20 protein-coding genes are annotated in these 21,809 nt (G+C 38.6%); 10 read left to right on the top strand and 10 right to left on the bottom strand.

Annotated elements, in window-relative coordinates; all coding sequences use genetic code 11:
* Positions 1-33: 33 nt before the first annotated feature.
* Positions 34-726: a zinc metallopeptidase gene (locus ABVM50_RS02270; protein ID WP_405199779.1), complete on the top strand. Its 693-nt coding sequence runs from the start codon at positions 34-36 to the stop codon at positions 724-726.
* A 54-nt stretch (positions 727-780) separates the two neighbouring features.
* On the opposite strand, the gene ABVM50_RS02265 is transcribed toward ABVM50_RS02270, so the two are convergent.
* Together ABVM50_RS02265 and ABVM50_RS02260 are read right to left on the bottom strand one after the other, a co-directional pair.
* The gene (locus ABVM50_RS02265) at positions 781-1,251 is read right to left on the bottom strand and encodes an Lrp/AsnC family transcriptional regulator (protein WP_026914065.1); all 471 of its coding nucleotides are present in this window, start codon (positions 1,249-1,251) and stop codon (positions 781-783) included.
* Between the two features lie 50 nt (positions 1,252-1,301).
* Positions 1,302-2,675 carry a saccharopine dehydrogenase family protein gene (locus ABVM50_RS02260; RefSeq protein WP_405199778.1) on the bottom strand — a complete coding sequence of 458 codons (1,374 nt, stop codon included), beginning with the start codon at positions 2,673-2,675 and terminating at the stop codon, positions 1,302-1,304.
* Positions 2,676-2,736: 61 nt separating this feature from the next.
* On the opposite strand from ABVM50_RS02260, the gene ABVM50_RS02255 reads away from it, so the two are divergent.
* The gene (locus ABVM50_RS02255) at positions 2,737-3,126 is read left to right on the top strand and encodes a DUF423 domain-containing protein (protein WP_405199777.1); all 390 of its coding nucleotides are present in this window, start codon (positions 2,737-2,739) and stop codon (positions 3,124-3,126) included.
* A 78-nt stretch (positions 3,127-3,204) separates the two neighbouring features.
* Positions 3,205-4,803, top strand: a complete 1,599-nt coding sequence (gene pckA / locus ABVM50_RS02250; RefSeq protein ID WP_405199776.1) for a phosphoenolpyruvate carboxykinase (ATP) — start codon at positions 3,205-3,207, stop codon at positions 4,801-4,803.
* 79 nt (positions 4,804-4,882) lie between these two features.
* Here the strand turns inward: pckA and ABVM50_RS02245 are convergent, their stop codons facing one another.
* Both ABVM50_RS02245 and ABVM50_RS02240 read right to left on the bottom strand, forming a co-directional pair.
* Positions 4,883-5,629 (bottom strand): uroporphyrinogen-III synthase, encoded by a 747-nt coding sequence (locus ABVM50_RS02245; protein ID WP_141878893.1) that lies wholly within the window; start codon positions 5,627-5,629, stop codon positions 4,883-4,885.
* Between the two features lie 23 nt (positions 5,630-5,652).
* Complete coding sequence (locus ABVM50_RS02240; protein ID WP_405199775.1) at positions 5,653-6,306, bottom strand: DUF4271 domain-containing protein; 654 nt, start codon at positions 6,304-6,306, stop codon at positions 5,653-5,655.
* Positions 6,307-6,407: 101 nt separating this feature from the next.
* Between ABVM50_RS02240 and ABVM50_RS02235 the strand changes: the two genes are divergently transcribed.
* The 3 genes from ABVM50_RS02235 to ABVM50_RS02225 are packed head-to-tail and all read left to right on the top strand — an operon-like array spanning position 6,408 to position 9,023.
* The gene (locus tag ABVM50_RS02235; protein WP_405199773.1) at positions 6,408-7,139 is read left to right on the top strand and encodes a polyprenol monophosphomannose synthase; all 732 of its coding nucleotides are present in this window, start codon (positions 6,408-6,410) and stop codon (positions 7,137-7,139) included.
* Entirely contained in the window at positions 7,139-8,482 is a 1,344-nt protein-coding gene (locus ABVM50_RS02230) for a dihydroorotase (protein WP_405199772.1), read from the top strand. The genes ABVM50_RS02235 and ABVM50_RS02230 overlap by 1 nt, the downstream gene beginning before the upstream one ends.
* On the top strand, positions 8,472-9,023 hold the full coding sequence (locus tag ABVM50_RS02225; RefSeq protein ID WP_405199771.1) for a DUF4296 domain-containing protein: 552 nt from the start codon (positions 8,472-8,474) through the stop codon (positions 9,021-9,023). Before ABVM50_RS02230 ends, ABVM50_RS02225 begins: the two co-directional genes overlap by 11 nt.
* Here ABVM50_RS02225 and ABVM50_RS02220 read toward each other — a convergent pair.
* On the bottom strand, positions 9,020-10,024 hold the full coding sequence (locus tag ABVM50_RS02220) for an NAD-dependent epimerase/dehydratase family protein (protein ID WP_405199770.1): 1,005 nt from the start codon (positions 10,022-10,024) through the stop codon (positions 9,020-9,022). The two genes, ABVM50_RS02225 and ABVM50_RS02220, sit on opposite strands and share 4 nt — an antisense overlap.
* 81 nt (positions 10,025-10,105) lie before the next feature.
* Between ABVM50_RS02220 and tyrS the strand changes: the two genes are divergently transcribed.
* Entirely contained in the window at positions 10,106-11,401 is a 1,296-nt protein-coding gene (gene tyrS / locus ABVM50_RS02215; RefSeq protein WP_405199769.1) for a tyrosine--tRNA ligase, read from the top strand.
* A gap of 314 nt (positions 11,402-11,715) precedes the next feature.
* Here tyrS and ABVM50_RS02210 read toward each other — a convergent pair whose 3' ends face one another.
* The 4 genes from ABVM50_RS02210 to ABVM50_RS02195 form a co-directional block, all read right to left on the bottom strand.
* The gene (locus ABVM50_RS02210; RefSeq protein WP_405199768.1) at positions 11,716-12,690 is read right to left on the bottom strand and encodes an acyl transferase; all 975 of its coding nucleotides are present in this window, start codon (positions 12,688-12,690) and stop codon (positions 11,716-11,718) included.
* A gap of 80 nt (positions 12,691-12,770) precedes the next feature.
* A complete protein-coding gene (locus tag ABVM50_RS02205; protein WP_405199767.1) occupies positions 12,771-13,109 on the bottom strand; it encodes a T9SS type A sorting domain-containing protein in 339 nt (112 codons plus the stop codon).
* Between the two features lie 163 nt (positions 13,110-13,272).
* Complete coding sequence (locus ABVM50_RS02200; RefSeq protein ID WP_405199765.1) at positions 13,273-15,267, bottom strand: hypothetical protein; 1,995 nt, start codon at positions 15,265-15,267, stop codon at positions 13,273-13,275.
* Between the two features lie 53 nt (positions 15,268-15,320).
* Positions 15,321-18,122, bottom strand: a complete 2,802-nt coding sequence (locus tag ABVM50_RS02195; RefSeq protein ID WP_405199764.1) for a carboxypeptidase-like regulatory domain-containing protein — start codon at positions 18,120-18,122, stop codon at positions 15,321-15,323.
* A 176-nt stretch (positions 18,123-18,298) separates the two neighbouring features.
* Here ABVM50_RS02195 and ABVM50_RS02190 point away from each other — a divergent pair, with 176 nt between their 5' ends.
* Together ABVM50_RS02190 and ABVM50_RS02185 are read left to right on the top strand one after the other, a co-directional pair.
* Positions 18,299-18,982: a response regulator transcription factor gene (locus ABVM50_RS02190; RefSeq protein WP_141878882.1), complete on the top strand. Its 684-nt coding sequence runs from the start codon at positions 18,299-18,301 to the stop codon at positions 18,980-18,982.
* Positions 18,982-20,061 (top strand): sensor histidine kinase, encoded by a 1,080-nt coding sequence (locus tag ABVM50_RS02185; RefSeq protein ID WP_405199763.1) that lies wholly within the window; start codon positions 18,982-18,984, stop codon positions 20,059-20,061. Before ABVM50_RS02190 ends, ABVM50_RS02185 begins: the two co-directional genes overlap by 1 nt.
* Here ABVM50_RS02185 and ABVM50_RS02180 read toward each other — a convergent pair.
* The gene (locus ABVM50_RS02180; protein ID WP_405199762.1) at positions 19,999-21,066 is read right to left on the bottom strand and encodes a glycosyltransferase family protein; all 1,068 of its coding nucleotides are present in this window, start codon (positions 21,064-21,066) and stop codon (positions 19,999-20,001) included. The genes ABVM50_RS02185 and ABVM50_RS02180 overlap by 63 nt on opposite strands.
* 65 nt (positions 21,067-21,131) lie before the next feature.
* Between ABVM50_RS02180 and trmB the strand changes: the two genes are divergently transcribed.
* On the top strand, positions 21,132-21,806 hold the full coding sequence (gene trmB, locus ABVM50_RS02175) for a tRNA (guanosine(46)-N7)-methyltransferase TrmB (RefSeq protein WP_405199761.1): 675 nt from the start codon (positions 21,132-21,134) through the stop codon (positions 21,804-21,806).
* Positions 21,807-21,809: the final 3 nt, after the last annotated feature.

Here is a 21,809-nt window from a genome sequence, read left to right as displayed (position 1 = left end):
GGTTCATTACTAAAACTTAAAATATTAGGACCTATGATGGGATATTATATAATGGCCGGGCTCATATTCTTAGTGAGCATGTTTGTGAGCAACAAACTAAAGAGCAAATTTAAGGAGTACTCCAAGGTGCACCTTCAAAATGGAATGAGTGGTAAGGAGATCGCTGAAAAAATGTTACGGGACCACGGCATCAATGATGTAAAAGTGATTTCCACCCCTGGAATGCTTTCAGATCATTACAATCCGTCCAAGAAAACCGTAAACCTGAGTGAGGGAGTTTACTCTCAACGTAATGCTGCGGCAGCGGCTGTTGCTGCTCACGAATGCGGTCACGCAGTTCAGCATGCTAAAGCTTACAGCTGGTTGCAAATGAGAAGTAAATTGGTGCCGGTAGTAAGTATCGCTTCCAAGTTTTCTCAATGGGCAATCTTTGGTGGACTTATATTAATGAGTATGGTGAGCGTAGGAGTAGGGCAAACTGTGCTACTTGTAGGAATCATTATGTTTGCAATGGGTACCTTGTTCAGTTTTATCACCTTGCCGGTAGAGTATGATGCCAGTAAAAGAGCTTTGGTATGGCTGGAAACCGAAAATATGCTAACTTCTGCGGAACATGATGCAGCAGAAGATTCGCTGAAATGGGCGGCCAGAACTTATGTAGTAGCTGCAGTAGGATCACTGGCAACACTACTATATTTCGTTGGAATATTTATGGGTAGAGATTAATTTAAACTTTAGAATAATAGAAAAGGCTGTTAGAACTCTAACAGCCTTTTTTCATTATATCTTGATCTGACGGTCTATTTGTTGATTAAGACTTATAAAGGTTTCTGTACGGGATACACCGTCTATTGCCTGAATGTTCTTATTCAGTACTACCATTAGATGTTCGTTGTCACGACATAAGATCTTTAAAAAAATAGACCAGTTTCCCGTTGTGTAGTGACATTCGATAACCTCAGGAATTTCACTAAGTTGCTTAACTGCCTGAGGGTTACTTACAGCTTTATCCAGGTAAACCCCTACAAAAGCCATGGTTTTATAACCTAGCAATCTAGCATCCAGCATCATCTTAGAACCCTCGATCAAACCAGATTTCTCTAGTTTTCTCAAACGCTGGTGAACAGCTGCGCCAGTAATTCCAATATTCTTGGCGATCTCCAGGATCGGTTTTTTTGCATCTTTCATTAGATAGTTAAGAATGGTCTTGTCGATCCCATCTAGCTCAACACTATCGTTTACAATCTTCATAAGGATAATTTTTGGTCGTTAAGCTAAAATAGCAAAAATGCTTTTCAATTCTAATTACCTACCTCACCAAATGGGTTGTATCCTAGATATTCTGTCTCTTTTTCTTTAAAAATGATATCATGAGCTTCAAGTTCTTTCAGAATAGGCTCATAGACCTCCTTGCTTATTGGTAATTGTACCCCCGGGGTTTTGATTTTTCCGTTCAGGATCATCAATGCTGAAATGGCTACCGGCAATCCCACGGTCTTAGACATGGCTGTTTTCGACTGATCCTCGCCAATATGAACCATGGTGGAATCTATTTGCTTCTTTTCACCATTTAGCTCGTAACCGAATTTATGGTACATAACGATCATATCCTTGTCCTCTTCAGCTAAGGTCCATTTATCCATTAAGATCTTTTGAAGCGCTTGCGCCGGAGTAGCATTTTTGATGCCGATCTTTTTTTCTGAATTAAATAGATCGAGTTCTATAAGCTTGTCCCACATAATGTCATCCTGATCGATCTTAAGACTATGTCTTGTTTTAAGTTCTACGGAATCACTTGGGGAATACGGCAGAAAAGAATTGATGAAATCGCGGTAACTCATTTCTTCTGAATTAGTCATTTCGAAACTATCATCGGTCATTCCAAGTTGCACGAACATATTCCATGCTCTACTGAAGCCTACTTTTCTGATAGTTCCTCTATATAAAGTAATTGCATTTTCGAGTCCGTAAACACTCTGATATTTAAGAGAATTCCTGTTGGCATAACCTTCAAATTTTCCGTAGCCTTCTACTTTAAGAAATTCAGTCCTGCGGAATAGTCTATGATATGGAATATACTTGTACTTCCCTTCCTGAATAAATTCAGCAACACCACCCTGTCCGGCAACGACAACGTTTCTGGGATTCCAGGTAAATTTATAGTTCCATAGATTGTTGTCACTTTCCGGAGCAACAAGTCCGCCGGTAAATGATTCAAAAAGTAAGATCTTTCCACCTTTGTTTCTTATTCTGTCAATAACCTGCATGGCACTCATATGGTCAATTCCCGGGTCCACGCCTATCTCATTCATGAACACAAGGTTCTTTTTCTTGACCTCCTCATCCAGAGCACGCATCTCATCGCTTATATAGGAAGCCGTTACCATATGCTTGTTGAATTTTACGCAATCACGGGCGACTTCAATATGGAATCTTGCGGGCAACATGGAAATCACCAGATCTGCCTGCTGAATTGCCGGTTCCCTGCTTTCCTTGTTGAAAACATCCAGTTCGATGGCTTCGCAATGTTTGCGATCCCGGCAGGCATTTTCGGCATTTTTGAGTTCCTTATCACCAATTTTTAATTTTAGATTTTGCTCTACCGCCCGGTCGAGCAGGTAGTCTATAAGTGCAGCGGTAGATTTTCCTGCACCTACGATTAATATTTCTCGCATAAATTAAGTTAGTTTTGTGTAGTGCAAACGAATGTATTAAAAAGCTGACTCATATAAAACTATGCAGACAAACAGGAAATTCTTAGTAACCGGAGCCATTTTTGGATTGATTGCTGTGATCCTTGGAGCTTTTGCAGCACATGGTTTGAAAGAAACACTTTCTGAAGATTCATTAAATAGTTTTGAAACGGGAGTTAGATTCCAGATGTATCATGCTTTTTTGATGTTGATCCTCGGAATCATTATTACTGAAAAAGATAACAAGCTATTATTTTACCTTTTCCTTCTTGGTACTATATTATTTTCAGGATCTATCTATTTATTATCCACAACGGCGGTTACAGGAGTAGACTTTTCAGCAATAGCATTAGTTACCCCAATTGGTGGAGGACTTTTAATTGTAGGCTGGTTCTTATTAGTGCTGAAATTCATAAAGTTAAAAAACAAATAAATTAATTGACGATATCGTTATATCTGCATAAGATTTTTACTTTTGTACGCCTAAACAAACAACAGAATTGATTTTTTTATGGTCGATAACACCCAAATTACGAAAACGATTTCGTTAGAGGATTACGGGATCAAAAATGCCAGAGTACATTATCAACTATCTCCAGAGGAACTTCAGAAGAAAACTATCGCATTAGGACAGGGAGTAGAGAGCTCATTTGGAGCGCTTGCTGTTAATACTGGTGAGTTTACAGGAAGGTCTCCAAAGGACAGATTCATTGTAAAAGATGAGATCACAGAAGATAAAGTATGGTGGGGAGATATTAACATCCCCTTTGATCCGGAAAAATTTGATTCTCTTTATAAAAAGGTAACAAACTACCTTGGAGATAAAGAGATCTTTGCTCGCGATGCCTACGCTTGTGCAGACGATAATTATCGTTTAAACATTAGGGTGATTAATGAGTATCCATGGTCAAACCAATTTGCTTTCAATATGTTCTTGAGAGTAAATGATTCAGAACTTGAAAACTTTCAGGAAGACTGGCTGGTGGTAAATGCACCTGGATTCAAAGCAGATCCTTCAGTAGATGGAACCAGACAGGAAAATTTTGCCATTCTTAATTTTAAGAAGAAGATCGCGCTAATTGGGGGAACCGGTTATACTGGGGAGATCAAAAAAGGGATCTTTTCAGCGCTTAATTTTGTGTTACCTGTTTACCACAACACACTACCAATGCATTGTTCTGCAAATGTAGGAGAAGACGGCGATACTGCTATTTTCTTCGGACTTTCAGGAACAGGGAAGACAACACTTTCAGCAGATCCGGAAAGAAAACTTATCGGAGATGATGAGCATGGTTGGACAAAGGAGAACACTATTTTCAATTTTGAAGGTGGATGTTATGCTAAGGTAATTAACCTTTCCGAAGAAAATGAACCGGATATTTACCATGCGATCAAGCCTGGAGCTATCCTGGAAAATGTCGTTCTTAATGACAATGGCGATGTGGATTTTAGTGATACTTCAATCACGCAGAATACACGGGTAAGCTATCCTATATATCATATTGATAATATACAGGAACCTTCTATTGGAGAGAATCCTCAGAATATATTTTTCCTAACGGCAGATGCATTTGGAGTATTGCCTCCAATTAGCAAGCTTACACCAGGACAGGCGGCCTATCACTTTATAAGCGGATATACTGCAAAGGTTGCTGGTACTGAAGCTGGGGTAGATGAGCCTGTACCAAGTTTTTCTGCTTGTTTTGGCGCGCCTTTCATGCCGTTGCATCCCACGAAATACGCAGAAATGCTAAGTCGTAAAATGAAAGATGCAGGGGTTAACGTATGGCTTGTGAATACAGGCTGGACCGGTGGACCTTATGGAGTAGGAAATCGAATGAAATTAAAATATACTCGTGAAATGATAAGTTCTGCGCTTGAAGGGAAACTTGACGGAGTGGAATTTGAAAATCACCAGATCTTTGGATTGAGTATGCCTAAAACTTGCGAAGGAGTTCCGGCAGAAGTCTTGAATCCAAAAAACACATGGGCAGATAAAGAGGCTTATGATAAAAAAGCAAAAGAGCTTTCAAGTTTCTTTAAGCAAAATTTCTCCAAGTTCGAGGAGTATGCAAATGAAGAAATCATGAAGGGAGCTCCTGTAGATTAGTTTTAAATTGTTAGTTGAAATCAAAAAATCCGGTCGCAAGACCGGATTTTTTATTTATCGTATAAAAGTAAAAGCAAATTTACTTCTTATTCACTTCGTTAATGTATTTGCTAATTGCCATGGTCATACTCGGAGTTTCCGGAGTAGGAGCTTTGATATCTGCTGTTAGACCATGTTCCTTAGCTGCCTTTATAGTTGTGTTTCCAAATACAGCGATACGTGTATTATTCTGCTTAAAGTCTGGAAAGTTCTCAAAAAGAGATTTAATTCCGCTAGGACTAAAGAATACAAGAATATCATAAGTTACATCTTTCAGGTCTGAAAGGTCACTCACTACAGTTCGGTAAAAAACTGCTTTTTTCCATTCTACTCCAAGTTTATTTAATGTCTTTGGAACATCTGGCTTCAGCATATCTGAAGAAGGAAGTAAGAACTTCTCGTTCTTATATTTCTTAATAAGCGGAGCAAGCTCTGCAAACGTTCTTTTACCTACGTAGATCTTACGTTTACGATAGACCACATATTTCTGAAGGTAATAAGCAACGGCTTCACTTAGACAGAAGTATTTTAAGGAGTCTGGCACCTTGAATCTCATTTCCTCGGCAATCCTGAAGAAGTGATCTACAGCATTACGGCTGGTTAAAATGATCGCGGTGTAGTTGGCAAGATCAATTTTTTGTTGTCTAACTTCCTTACTGGGAACGCCTTCAACATGAATAAAGGGGATGAAATCAATTTTAACTTTCTGTTTTTCTTCCAGCTCAAAATAAGGAGAGTTTTCTACCTTAGGTTCGGGCTGGGAAACCAAAATTGTTTTCACTTTCATATGCAATTCTTTAAAGTTCCTTTTTAGATCGTAATTAACTTGTACAAAATAATATAAGGGGCGATTTCGAGAGCGCAAATGTACAAAATAAAATAGAACCAATTAACGCTAAGCGCACTTTGATTCCTTCTATAGATTATAAACATTGAAAATGCATTTGCCAGTACGGCCGTAACCGCGATGATCCTAAGGCTGAGGCCAGTAACTTCCATGCTATAAACCAGAAAAAGGCAGGCGAAAAGAAGAAAGATTGATATGAAATTGCGATAACTTAATTTCTGAAAAATATAGTAATCTATCCGCTCATCTATATCAAAGATGTTACCAATGATCTTTTCAACTCCGGCTTTCAATAAAATAAGACAGGTATAACCTGTGAGAATGCGAATAAACAAAACTATAGAGTGAAGATCTGTTTCAAAAAAATACCTGTATCCCAGAAAGATAAATAAAGAGACTGCGATCGCCTGTACAGAGAACAGTATAATGTTAAAACCATGAAAAGCCTTATTCTCCTTTCCTTTAAAGGCTATAAATTTACCAGAGTTGAGAAGCGATATAAATTCTTCAAAACGCTGTGGAAAGGCAACACGGGCTAATACCAGCAAGCCAAAGCATAGAAGGAATGTGATCGTGATCCAATCCTGATATTCACTTAATCTTGCCGTCGCCTGCATTTAAAATTTTTTACAAATGTAAAATTTTGACCCTATTTGCGGTTGCTTTCCATGAAGATTTGAAGTTTTAATTTGCATACATTTGCGCAAAAGTTTTAGGAATGGGAAATGGGATAATTATTATACCCACCTTTAATGAAATAGAGAACATTGAGCGCATTGTGAGAAACGTTTTTTCACAAAGACGCAAGTTTCATGTTCTCGTTGTGGATGATAATTCTCCAGATGGTACAGCAACCAGGGTTCGCACTTTGATGGCTGAATTTCCTGAAACATTGTTCCTTGAAGAAAGATTAGGTAAGCAGGGATTAGGAACTGCTTACATTCACGGATTTAAGTGGGCGTTAAAGAGAGATTATGATTTCATTTTTGAAATGGATGCAGACTTCTCGCATAATCCCAACGATCTTATACGGCTGTACAATGCCTGTAAAAGGGATGGAGCCGATGTCGCCATTGGTTCGCGCTATATAACCGGTGTTAATGTCATTAACTGGCCTATGAACCGTGTATTAATGTCGTGGTTGGCATCGAGGTATGTGCGCTTTATTACAGGTATGGACATACAAGACACCACGGCCGGGTATGTATGTTATAAAAGTGAAGTTCTAAGAGCAATAAACCTGGATCGTATACAGTTTGTAGGCTATGCTTTCCAGATAGAAATGAAATTCAAATCCTATTTAGAAGGATTTAAGATTATAGAGGTTCCGGTGATCTTTACAGATAGAACACGAGGAACATCAAAAATGAGCGGCTCCATTATTTCTGAAGCCGTTTTTGGGGTTATAAAAATGAAGCTGAAAAGTCTGTTTAACAGGAAAAAATTCTGATGAAAAAGGTTTTAATCAAGAACGCTAAGATTGTAAACGAGAATAAGATCACTGAAGGGGATGTGTTCATCGAGAATGGAATCATCGTTGAAATTGCAGAAAGTATAAGTGCAAAATCACCAGATGTAATTATCTATGATGCTGAAGGAACCTATTTGATACCTGGACTAATTGATGACCAGGTACATTTCAGAGAGCCAGGTCTTACTCATAAAGAAAATATAGAGACGGGGTCGAAGGCGGCGGTAGCCGGTGGTATTACCACGTTCATAGAAATGCCGAATACCTTGCCGCAGGCCACAACAGAAGAGTTGCTGGAAGATAAATTCAGTATCGCTGAAGAAACTTCTTATGCGAACTATTCATTTATGTTTGGCGGTACAAACGATAATCTTGCTGAGATCGAAAAAATCGATCCCAAGAAAGTTGCTGCTTTAAAACTTTTCCTGGGTTCCTCTACGGGGAATATGCTGGTGGATAATGAAAAGGTATTGGAACAGATCTTCAAAAAATCTCCTGTACTTATCGCAGTACATTGTGAAGATGAGGAAACCATTCAGAAAAACCTGGAAGAGGCAAAAGCGAAATTTGGTGATGACATTCCTATTGAAATGCATCCGAAAATTAGAAGTGAAGAAGCTTGCTACAAGTCATCTTCTAAAGCTGTGGCTCTAGCGAAAAAAACCGGTGCTAGATTACATGTTTTTCATGTGTCTACCGCCAAGGAATTAACTCTATTTAATAGTAAGAAGCAATTAAAGGATAAAAAGATAACGGCTGAGGTTTGTATACATCATTTATGGTTCAACGACCAGGATTATGCAACTAAAGGAACATTGATCAAGTGGAACCCGGCAGTTAAAACCCAGAAAGATCAGGAAGCTTTGTTACAGGGTCTTCTGGATAATCGCCTGGATGTACTTGCAACAGATCATGCTCCTCATACCAAAGAAGAAAAGAAGAACGTATATACGAAAGCTCCAAGTGGTGGACCATTAGTTCAGCATGCTTTACCTGCTTTGCTTCAAATGCACCATCAGGGGAAAATATCTCTTGAGAAGATCGTGGAAAAAGCCTGTCATAACCCAGCAATTCTTTTTCAGATTGAAAAAAGAGGTTTTATTCGTGAAGGATACAAGGCAGATCTTGTTCTTGTAGATCTAAACTCACCATGGGCTGTACAACCAGATAATATCTATTCAAAATGCCAGTGGTCTCCGTTTGAAGGAACAACTTTCAAATCACGTATCACTCATACTTTCGTGAACGGTAACCTGGTTTATAAGAACTTCAAACATCAACCATTTACGAAAGTCGCTGAAAGACTAACATTTGATCGCTAGAAAATCCTACATATTATTACTTGCATTATCCATCTTTCTGATTGCCTGTCAGGATTTGGATAAGACTGAGAAGCCAGACAACCTCATCCCGGAAGAGAAGATGGTAGATGTGCTTACCGAATTATCTCTGGTTCATGCAGCGAAAAATTACAATAAATTCAAGCTTGAACAAACTGGGATACAACCAGACAAGTTCGTGTTTGAAAAATATGATATTGATAGTCTTCAATTTGAACAGAGCAGTAATTATTACTCAGATCAATATGTGATCTATGAAAGAATCTACGATTCTGTAAGAAGTCGAATTAAAGTGTTGAAATCAAAATACGATGCTTTGCGTGAAGTGGAGATCAAACGAGAAGATAGCCTTAAACGCTTGCAGAAGGATTCTTTGCAGATGATGGATTCTATCATGGCCATTCCAAGATTAAGAGATTCTGTGCAACGTAGCAGGTTAAAACTGAAAGATGACAGCAAATCAAAGAAAGTTATTCGAGATAGTCTGATCGCTCCCATGAGCATGGGGGAGGACCGGAACTAGTTCTTATAATTACCGGCAGTTCGTTTGACAACACTTTCCATAGGCTCGAATTGATAATTCATTTCCTGGGTGATCTTTGAATTATCGTAATAGCTTTCTTCGTGCAGACTATTGATAGTTTCATAAGTGATAGATCTTTTTCTTCCGAAAATACTTCCAATCTTTTGAAAGAACCATCCTAACGCGATCATCCATTTCTGAAGTTTTCGTTTAGGTTTCGTCTTATTCAGTGCATTTGCAGCCCACTCAAAAACTTGCTTAAATGAAATATTTTCTGAAACCAGAACATATTGTTCATTCACCTTTTCAGAATTCATTAGAATAATCATGGATTTCACAACATCCTGTACTCCTACAAACCCGGTGACTTTTGAAAAGTAATAGGATAAACCGGAATCTATCTTTTTAAATATTTTGCCTGAACCGGAATTCCAGAAACCAGGACCAATGATCACCCCGGGATTCACAATAATGGCATTTACACCTTCTTGTGTTCCACGCCATACTTCGATTTCTGCTCCATATTTGGAAATAGCATAATCGTTGTGCTTTCCTTCCGGATTCCATTTACCGGTTTCATCTATTTTGTCTGCATTCGTGATGTTGCCCAAAGCAGCGATACTACTCACAAAACATAATTTATGCACTCTACAGGAAATGCAAAGGTTGACAATATTTGCTGTGCCTTCAATATTGACTTTTCGTAATTCTTTCTCATCTGCAGGGTCAAAAGATACCAGGGCTGCCGAGTGATATACTTGCTGGACATCTACAAATGCTTCGGTAAGTTGCGGGATATTATTAAGATTAGCGACTTTCCATTCAATTTGATGAAATAGTTTTCTTGCTTCTTCAGCTTCAGAATAAAAAGAAAAAACTTCGAGAACCTTATTCAAATCGCTATTCTCACGATGAATAGCACGAATTTTTTCACCAGCACGCGCCAGTTCATATAGTAAATGAGCGCCTACCAATCCCGTACCACCAGTAACAAGTATCATAGGGTAAATATAGTTATTGCACTTAGGAAAAATAAGAGTAAATGGTATCTTTACGGCTATTTTTACCTGAATTAGCATATTATGGAGAAGAATTTCGTAAAAGAACTTACCTGGAGAGGGATGTTGCACGACACCATGCCTGGAACCGAAGAACATTTAATGGAAGCAATGCGTGCGGCTTACGTTGGGATAGATCCAACAGCAGATTCGCTGCATATTGGTCACCTGGTGGGAGTCATGATGTTACGCCATTTTCAACTTGCGGGGCATAAGCCTTATGCGTTAGTTGGTGGTGCTACCGGAATGATCGGGGATCCATCGGGGAAGTCGGCTGAACGTAATCTGCTAGATGAAAAAACTTTACGTCATAATCAGGATTCTTTAAAAGAACAACTTTCAAGATTTCTTGATTTTGATTCTGAACATGATAATGCTGCAGTTCTGGTAAACAATTACGACTGGATGAAGGATTTCTCATTCCTTGAATTTATCAGGGATGTAGGGAAGCATATTACCGTGAACTATATGATGTCTAAAGATTCAGTTAAGAAAAGACTTTCTTCTGAATCTTCTGTAGGAATGTCTTTTACTGAATTTACTTACCAGCTGGTACAGGGTTATGATTTCCTGCATTTATACAGAGAAAACGACTGTACGCTGCAAATGGGTGGAAGCGATCAATGGGGGAATATTACTACGGGAACGGAGCTTATTCGCCGAATTGGAGATGGGAAAGGTTATGCTTTGACCTGTCCTTTGATCACAAAGGCTGATGGAACTAAATTCGGGAAGACAGAAGGTGGAAATATCTGGTTGGATAAAGAGAGAACATCTCCTTACAAATTCTACCAGTACTGGTTGAATACCAGTGATGAAGATGCTGAAAAATATATCAAGATCTTCACATTCTTGTCCAAGGAGGAGATCGATTCTTTAATTGCTGAACACAAGGAAGCGCCGCACAAACGTGAGCTACAGAAGCAACTTGGAAAACAGGTGACGACAATGGTGCATTCAGAAGAAGATTATAACAATGCGCTTGCTGCTTCTGAAGTTCTCTTCGGAAAAAGTACGGCAGCCGACTTCAGGAAGCTTAATGAAGCGACCTTTCTGGATATTTTCGAAGGTGTGCCACAAGCTGATATCGCGATGACTGAAATTGAGAACGGACTCGACATGATCGCTGCGCTCGCTGCGCAAACTAATTTTCTGAAATCGAATGGAGAAGCCAGACGGGCATTAAAAGAAAATTCTGTAGCAGTGAATAAAGAGAAAGTAAAAGAAGATTATACGATAACTAAAGATGATCTTATCAATAACAAATATGTTATTTTAAATAAAGGAAAGAAGAATACTTATATCATTAGAGCGATTTAAAACCTTAGAATGCCCGACTTCGTAAATAGGAGTATATGGGTAATTTCAAGGAAGAAGATATAATAAGGGCGATCATTTTCATAATTTCAATGGGAATGATCGTCTTTCTTGCATTTTACAGCTAATCAAATCACTTGGGAAGCTAAAATACAAAAGCCTTCAGGAAGAACCTGAAGGCTTTGTAACTAACTAACTAACCAATCTAATATGAAAATTCACTTAGCGCAAAATGAAGATATGAACCTTCTCCATCTTACAATTATTGAGTCGCACTCAACTTCAGTAAATTACAGCTTGAAAAGTTAAAATTTCCATTATAGAACAAGAAGGTTACAACCTCTGATGTCGCTATTGTCAAAACGCCCCATGATCTCTATTTGGTCACCTGAGATTATTCCAAGATCCTGGGTGGCAATAAATGAACAGGAGTTCAAATTAGCCAGATCTATTACATTAATACCACCGGTTTTACCATCCTGTACGTAACTAAGCGCATCTTCCGGATCACGAATAAGTATCTTCATCCAGTTTGGAGTTTCAAAAGTACCATTCCCTTTAGAGTATGCCTGGGATAAAAGTTCAGTCATTCCATATTCACTATGTATATGATCAACCCCAAAACCAGACCTTAGAATTTGGTGCAGTTCTTCTCGTATCATTTCCTTACGTCTGCCTTTCATTCCTCCAGTTTCCATTACAATGGTATGCTGTAGATCAAAAGTTTCGTTTTCTACAAGATCTAGTAATGCAAAAGAAACTCCAATCAGGAATACTTTCTTTCCAGCCTGGTCTAACTTCTTTAACTTTTCAGAAAGATCTTCCAGGTCATCGAGGTAAAATCCGCTATCGGGCTTATTTGACTTTTTGATGAGCACGTCTGCCATATAGATAAGAGAACTTCCTGTGCGTTCCAGGTAACTTGGTAGAAGAGCCAGAAATGTATAATCTTCTGGAGAGCCGTAGAAAGCTTCAAATGCTTTTAAAAAACTCTCTTCATAGATGCGAAGATCGGCAACGTGATGCTTGCTGGTTGCAGCTCCGGTAGTTCCGCTGCTGGTAAAAGTGATCTCTGCTTTCTGTTCTTCAGTAATGATATTTTCTTTCTTGAAAAACTCTATGGGTAGAAACGGAATCTCCCTGATAGATAATACGTTTTCAGGTGATTTCTTCAGAAGTTTACAGAATTTTTGATAAACAGGATTATGCTGATATTGATATTGGTAAACTTCAAGGCTTAGCTTTTCAAATTCTTCCGAAGAGGAAATATTGAAGATTTTATTTTTCAGCATAAAGAAACATTGGAGCTTCAAAATTAAGCAATAAAAAAGCCTCTTTAAAAAGAAGCTTACAAATTAAGGCTTGATGTATTTTATTTTACCACCAGTTTGCGGGTAGCTTTAGATCTTCCTTCCTCTATTTTAATAATATAAATTCCGGGAGTAAGTGTTGAAACATCTAATTCTCTACCTCTTAATCGGGTCTTAAGAACTGGCTTTCCTAAAACATTATAGATCTCGATCTTCTTTTCCTGGTTTTTGGTGGATGAGATAAAAACTCTTCCCCCAGTAATCGGGTTGGGATAAATGGATAAACCATCGATAGAAATTTCTGTTCGAGCTGAAGCAGAGATAGAGTCCTGAGCGTTCGCAGGGATTGCCAACATCAGGAAACTAAATAATAAAAAGCTAAATAGGTACTTTTGCTTCATTCTCTTTGGTACAGATTAGACAAACTTACAAATAAAATTTCAAAAATCCTGCCACAAAATGCTGGCTTGCCGTAATTTATAGATAATAAAAAAGGGCTGCCAGATGGCAACCCTTAATTTTGGCTAATTATTGACTTTCAATATTTTAAACTAAATCTTGATTTTAGTTTACCCAATCAAAATCTGCAGCATCTACAGTTGCATCTGCATCATAGGCTTCTTCAACATCAGCATCCTCACCGTTAATCTGGATTCCAGAAAGATCTGTTCTGGTATCATCTGCTATATCAATATTGGTTTCAAAACCAGATAAAGAAAGACCGTTGATCGTGGCTCCAGATAGTTTCTTGAACTGCAATGCTGTTCCTCCAGCAGTTGAAACTGCAGTGATCTGGTTCAGTGTTGGCATATTGTTCTCTCCATCTGCCTCCACAACCGTAGAGAAGTTATCGATACTTAAGTTGATGTATGCATTTGTAACAGAACCGTTCCAACCTTCAGTCCAGTCGATCTGGTCATCTTCATTGTTCTCAAAGTATGCATTTGTAACAGAAACTGAACCTCCAAAAAATTCAACTCCATCATCTGCTCCATTGATGATCGCAATATTGTCGATCGTAGTTCCAGATCCAACAGCGTAAAGAGATAGTCCATTGTACTGAGATTCAGAATTGATCTGTGCTCCGGCATCTTTCAGAATTAAATAAGAGATAGAACCTGAATTGTCTTCAGCATCAGAACCTCCGTAAACGATCCCTCCAACTTCCGCAGTAGCATTTAAACCTTCAGTAGTTGCTGCGTTTCCAGCGATCACAAGACCACCCCAGCTTCCAGCTTCACCAGAAGTTGAAGACATCACTACAGGATTTGATTCTGTTCCCTGGATATCGATCATTGCTCCTTGTTGTACTACGATATAAATACTTGTAGCATCAGTATCGGCATCACTTCTAGCAGTGATCTTTGTTCCAGCAGGAATAGTAAGAGTTGCTCCGGCATTCACAGAAACCACGTCACTAATTACATATTCGCTATCACCATCTAAAGTTAGGTCGCTATCGATATTGTTTGGAAGTACAGATACCTGACCACGATTAGAGATCCAGTCAAAAGTAGATTCCATTACCGTTGGAGTTAGAGAATAAGTATTGTTGATATCTGCATCATCACCGTTTAATTGAATATTAGACAGGTCTGTTCTGGTATCATCTGGAATATCAACTGAATTGTCGTAACCGTTTAAAGAAAGCCCGTTGATGATCGCACCAGAATTTTTCTTGAACTGTAATGCAGTTCCACCTTTTGTAGAAACTGCTGTAAAGTTATTGATAGTAGGTTGCTTGTCTTCACCATCTGCCTCAATCGCAGTAGAGAAATTTCCAATTGTATGAAGAACATAAACATTATCGATTGTTCCGTTCCAACCTTCAGTCCAGTCTACTGCATCATCTTCGTTATTTTCAAGATAAAGATTCGTAGCATTTGCTGAACCTCCGAAGAATTCAACTCCATCATCTGCTCCATTAATAAGAGCAACGTTCATGATAGATGTTCCTGAACCTACTCCATATAGAGAAAGTCCGTTAAACTGAGATTCAGAATTGATCTGAGCTCCGGCATCAGAAAGTACCAGGTAATTGATAGATCCTGAATCATCTGCAGCATCACTACCACCGTAAAGAATTCCTCCAACTTCAGCAGTTGCATCAGAACCTTCAGTAGTTTCAGCATTACCTGCGATGATTAGTCCACCCCAGCTACCAGCCTGTCCATTAGAAGAACGCATGATCACAGGAGCAGAAGCAGTACCGTTAATTTCGATATCTCCACCTTTTTGAACTACGATATAAACGTTGGTTGCGTCACTATCATCCAGATCTGGATCTGCAACGATCTCTGTTCCTGCAGGAATTGTAAGGGTTACTCCACTTTCTACGGAAAGAATTCCGGATAATTGATACGAAGTATTAGCATCAAGAGTCATGTCTTCATCAACGCTTCCGTTAAGGATGTTATCTGAAGTTCCTGGATTTGGTGTCCCAGTGTCATCTGTAGGATTAATGATCTCAATATCATTATCATCACTACTACAACTTGTGATAAGCAAACCGCCAAAAAGCGCGCTCATTAACAAAAAGTGTCTTGCTGTTTTTTTCATAATTTAAGTTTTGATTGTAATTGGTTGTGTGTATATAATTTGTGGTTAAAAAATTAGAAGTTGTAGCTTAACCCAAGGCTCAATACGGCGCCTCTGGTGTAAGACCGAACGGTTTGTTCTGCCTCTGCAGCATTACCAGATAATGGTCTGATTGCCTGATATCTTTCAATTTCAGGGTTAAGCAGGTTCTGTCCTTTAAATTCAAGTTCAAAATTGTTCCCGAACTCTTTAGTCAGTATCAAATCAAGGGTTACAAAACCTTTCTCGATGATTTCGTCGTTGTACTGGATATCAATAAAGTCAAGGTTTTGAGTATCTGGTGATCCAAGTGCGTAGATCTTATCTGAAGCGTAGTTTGCTACGATAGTTCCACGGAATGGATTTTCTGTTTCTGTACTAAAGTTTGCCGATGCATTTACGATCCAGTCTGATGCTCCCTGAAGTCCGATTTCATCGTTTCCATTATATCTGAATGTTCTTACAAAAGATCCATCTTCAGCAAAAACATCTTTAAGATCCTGACTATGCCACATTCTGGTGATATTTCCAGAAACACTCATGTCAAGGCCCTGGTCATTATCATTTTCAATCACATCCATTCTTGCCTCTAGCTCCAGACCATAAATGTTTGCTTCATCACTAGCGTTGAAGTAAGAGAATACCCCTGAAGCACCACGTGCCTGAGTTCTGTTAATTGGATCAAGTATCTTTTTATAAAAACCTGTAAGAGATAGTAACTCACCAGAACTTGGGAAAACTTCATATTTAAGATCCAGGTTATAGTTATTTGAAGCTTCAAGATTTGGGTTACCACGAGTGATCTGTCCAATCTGAGAAACATATTCAAATGGCGCGATCTCTTTAAACTCTGGAAGAGAAATTGTTTTGCTGGCTGCAAGTCTAATATTCGAATCTTCGTTTGGAGAAAACTTAATGTTTAAGCTTGGATATACATTATCGTATTCCTTAAATGTAAAATTCGGAAGGTTTTGTGGGTAGTTGTTCACATCAAAGATCACATCTACCTTGTCCTTCTGGTATCTCGCTCCTGCATTAATATTCCATTGTTCGTTTCCAATGTTGAAAACTGCAAATCCACCGTAAGATTCCAGTGTTCCATTATAAATATCTGGCGTAAGACGGTTGAATTGTAACAACCTGTTATTGAAGTTTTCTGTAGTGAAGATCGCTCCAAGATCATCGATAGATGGAGGGTTTACTGTATTAAAGTCGGTTTCCTCAGCTCCAAAGAATTGAGAAAAGAAATCACGTTCTTTATTCCTATAATTACCTCCAAGAATAAGGGAAGCATTCTTAGAATCTTCGTTATCCATGCTCAGGAAATTATAAGTGTTCTCGATTCTGGCATTAAACTCAGTATCATCGATCTCCTGAGTAGATTTTCTTTGCTGAAAACCTCCGGTTCTTGCCAATTGCACGAAGTTATTGTCACCAATATTTACTTCATTACGAATACGGTTTGGCTCATCTGCGTTTACAAGGTTAAATCCTGCAGACCATTCCAGTTCGTTCTTCCCGTCAAGAAAATCATGGAAACCGTGTAACTGGTTAACCCAAAGCCTGGTTTGTTTGATATTCTGATCACGTATAAACTGGTTCAGATTTTCACCTCTGTTAGTTTCCTCGAAGACAAAACCTTCACCATTTCTACCAGCTTCATAAACCTCATCGGTTACTTTATTGATAAATAAACTGGTTGCTTTCAGGCGGTGATTATCATTGATCTCGAAGCCAAGATCTGCCATCAAAGTATTATTATCTGTCTTTTTGAAGTTTTCAGCATCTGTAAACTGATCTTCAAGAACGTTGGTTCTGTAGTTTCTAAAAAGACCTTCGTTATATTCAAAAGCAACCGAATTAGATGCAGTAACAAATGCTCTCAACGGTCCAAATTCTTTTCCGGCAGTTATGCTTACCTTTCTATTTACGGGAACAGAAGTCTGCGGATTCCAACTCTGGTTGTTTAAAGTAAATTCTGTTGGAATGCTCTGATCGTAAACGCCGAAGTAAGTGTCTTCCTGGTTTGGAGAAACTTTAAAATTGCTAAATTCTCCAATGGCATTTGTATTCACTCCGCCCTGAACGCTAATGCCTAATTCATCTTTTCCTCTCAATTCACGAGAAGAAATATCTACATTTCCAGAAGCCTGGTCTGCAGAACTGATCGCTGAGTATGCTTTACTGATCGATACATTCTGAATTACTCTCGTTGGAAACAATCCCAGATCGATATTCTTTCTTTCCACATCATCTGAAGGGATTGGGAGACCATTCATCGTACTATACAGGTAACGATCACCAAGACCCCTTACAAATAAGTCACCAGAAGCTTCACTAGTGGTTACCCCTGAAATCTTTGTGGTAGCGGTAGCAGCATCGGAAACTCCAAGTTTGGCTAATTCAACGGCCCCGATGCTTTCCTTTATTTCTACTGAATTTTTTTGTTCTACTAACAAAGCAACTTCAGAATCTCTTCTAGAGACAGTCGTAATCACTACTTCGTCTAATGATGCTGCACTGGATCCTAGTTCTGTATTGATCTCCGTCACTTTTCCAGCTTCCACAACTACATCTGGAATTTCCAGAGTTTCATATCCTACAAAACTAAAAACGACTGTATAGATTCCTGGTTGTAGTTTGTCTAAAAGATATATTCCGTCGTAATCTGAAGTGGTTCCTTTAGAAGAATCTTTAAGGAGTACATTAGCGAAAGGAAGAGGTTCACCACCCATTTCCTTATCGGTTAGTTTACCACCAATAGCACCAGTTGTAGTTTCCTGTGCTTGCACAACACCAACTAATAGAAGTAGTGTTAGTAAAAAGAATTTTTTCATTTTTTTTCTTGCTATAAAATCTCGCTGCAAATAAACGGCAAGAAAGCCGCGACGATGTTACCCTAGATTTAACCCTTTGTCATTAAAGAGTTAGTTTAATGTTACCAATAGATTAACCTCAATGTTAATTCAAATTAATCCTTAATTTTATGAACTGTAAACCATAGTTGTACACCATGAAGAAAAAAGACATTCAGATTTTATTAGTAGATGATGAGCCGGATATCCTGGAAATAGTAGGGTATAATCTCTCTTCGGAAGGTTACCAGGTGATCACTGCAGATAATGGTGCAAAAGCTGTTAAGCTTGCTCAAAAACATAAACCGCATCTTATTATTCTGGATGTTATGATGCCCGAAATGGATGGTATTGAAGCCTGTGAGCAGATAAGAAAGATTACAGATCTTGAGCATACGATCATTACATTCCTAACTGCAAGAGGAGAAGACTATTCGCAAATGGCAGGTTTTGATGCCGGAGCAGACGATTATATCACTAAACCTATTAAGCCAAAAGTTCTGGTGAGCAAAGTAAAGGCGTTGTTAAGACGCTACCGCGATGAAGAGGCAGGTTCCAATATTGTAAAACTTTCCGGGATCACTATTAATCGCGATGAATATAAGATCGAACAGAATGGTGAAGAACGCAGTCTGCCCAGAAAAGAATTTGAGTTGTTATCTTTGTTAGCATCCAAACCGGGGAAAGTCTTTAAGAGAGAAGATATCCTTGACAAAGTATGGGGTAATGATATCGTAGTTGGAGGAAGAACGATAGATGTTCATATTCGAAAACTACGTGAAAAGATCGGTGACGATAAGATCAAAACCATCAAAGGTGTTGGGTACAAGTTTGTAGTTTAATGGCGCAACAATTTAAGAGGTCTTATAGATTTGCAATAAGGACTGCTTTATTTATCAGCCTTTTCCTTACCGCGATACTGGCGTTATTCATCTTTCTGGATTTGCAGAACTGGTGGATCGCACTTCTTATTTTTGCAGGTTTGTGCTACCTGTTCTCATTTTTGATCATCCAATATAGAGTAGAACGGTTTATTTATCGCCGTATCAAGAAGGTGTATGATAATGTATCACTTCTCGATTCAAAAACCTTAAGTCCTAACCAGATCACTACAGACATGTCCAGTCTTACCCGCGAGGTAAAGAAATTTGCCGAGGATAAAAAGCTGGAGATCGAAACCTTAAAAGTAAGAGAAGCTTATCGTAAGGAATTTATGGGTAATGTTTCCCATGAACTCAAAACACCACTTTTCACTGTTCAGGGTTATATCCTAACTCTAATAGATGGAGCCCATAAGGATAAGGTCATTCGAAAAAAATACCTCGCCAGAGCCAATAAGGGAGTAGAGCGACTTATTTATATCGTGAAAGATCTTGATATGATCACCAAGCTGGAAACCGGTGATCTACATCTTAAGTACGAGACTTTTGATATTATTGAGTTGATACAGGCATCCTTTGATCTTCTTGAAATGAAGGCTACCAAAAAAAATATTACGCTCACTTTTGATCTGGATTACTCAGAGCCCATTCTCGTAAGGGCAGACAGAGAAAGAATTCAGCAGGTTTTGACAAATCTTATCGTTAACTCCATTAAATATGGAAAGAATGGTGGAACTACAGAGATAAGTATTGAGAATCTTATTAAAAACAAGGTCATTGTTAGGGTGACAGATAATGGGGAAGGGATTGCCAAAGAGAATATTCCGCGTTTATTTGAAAGGTTCTATCGTGTGGATAAAAGTGGTTCACGGAAAGAAGGAGGTTCAGGACTTGGGCTTTCTATAGTGAAGCACATTCTGGAAGCGCATGAGGAAAAGATCTATGTGGAAAGTGTGTTTGGAGTTGGAAGTGAATTTTCATTCACTCTCGAAAAACGCAAAGAGATCCCGGAGAACTCGGCCATCACCGAAATTACTTAAGCCGGTATAATTATCAATTTCTTTCAGTTTTTCTAAACTGAATTGATTTTGTGAACAGAAAGGAGCAATGCTTTGCCGTTCCAGTCTTTTTGCCAGATATTCCTGTTCTTCCTGTCCGGGTGTTGGAATAAAGAACGCCTTCTTTTCTAATTTTGCCAGATCCATCAGCGTAGTGTAACCTGATCTTGCAATGATCGTCTCACTACTGTTTATAGCATCTTCCAGTTCTCTTCCGAAGAGATAATTACGAATCTGCAGGTTTGAATTAGTTGAACTTAGCTGTTCTTCTTCGGAAATTACTCCGCGTACCAACAATATACTGTCATTAGTTTTACTGAAGCATTCTAACAATTTTTCTTCAAGCAGGCTACGCTGAGGTTCCGGCCCGCTAAGCAGCAGCAGGTACTTGTATTTAATTTCTATTTCACGCTTCTCGAATCTACTCAAAGCACCAATATAGGTGCATTGCTCAGGCAGATCATCTACATGACTCAGTTTTCCGCTTAAATTCCTTTCCGTCGAAGCATAATCCGGAATCCAGATCTGGTCAAAATTCTTCAAATGCTGGCGATTAATAAATGTAGAAAGGAAGGTAGTGATGCCACTTAGAACATGGATCTGGTGAGTGATAAAAACATTTGTTTTCAGATCTTCACTATAAACCCCAAACCGATTGTCGGAAATGATGCCTTCAATTTGATAATCTTTGATAATCTGCCTGGTCTTTTCTTTTTCCGCAGCGATGGTCTTTCGAATATGACTGGTTTGGGCAATGATCTTCCAGTTGAGAAGCCATCCTTTCTTTGCATATTGAATATTATAACCGGGTAATTCGAGATGAGTAAGCTCTGGAAATTCCTTTTTCAGTAATTGCAGTGCGGCACCATCTGAAGCCACCATAGGTTCGTAATTTTCGTTTTGAAGCGCATTAATTACAGGAATACTACGGGTGGCATGTCCCAATCCCCAATTCATCACAGCCACTAAAATTCGTTTCTTGGACATATTCAAAACTATTCTTAGCCGCTCCTAAGCTAATTTCTTTAATTTTGCCAAAATATCAATTTTAAGTGGGAAGCAAGAATAAACTTAAACGTTTCAGAGAGAACGAGCAGTTTGAAAATGTAATTCAGCCGTCAAGAGAAGAACTTACGGACAATGAATTTGCGTTAAAAGGAAACTGGAGCAAGGATTTTTTTAAGAATAATAATCCAATAGTTTTGGAACTCGGCTGTGGAAAAGGTGAGTATACCGTAGAGCTGGCCAGGCAGAATCCAGATAAGAACTTTATTGGGGTGGATATAAAAGGAGCACGTTTCTGGCGTGGCGCAAAAACTGCCATCGAAGAAGGAATGGAGAACGTTGCTTTTATTAGAACGCAGATTGAACTTATAGAATATGTATTTGCTTCCGGAGAAGTTAGTGAGATCTGGATCACATTTCCAGATCCACAGATAAAATATAAGCGTACAAAGCATCGTTTGACCAATGCAGAGTTTTTAATTCGCTACAAGAATATTCTTAAAGTCGACGGACTCATGCACTTAAAAACAGATTCTGAATTTATGCATGGTTATACTTTAGGCTTATTACATGGTCAGGGTCAGGAGATCCTTTATGCGCATCACGATATTTACAGTAATGAATATTCTCCAAAAGAAGTAACCGGAATTCAAACTTTCTACGAAAAACAGTACCTTGAAAAAGGTAAACCTATTACCTATATTCAATTCCGGATTAAATAGACA

Source organism: Christiangramia sp. LLG6405-1, assembly GCF_045055805.1.
Taxonomy (GTDB): Bacteria; Bacteroidota; Bacteroidia; order Flavobacteriales; family Flavobacteriaceae; genus Christiangramia.
This window is presented reverse-complemented; position numbering and strand designations above follow the sequence as displayed.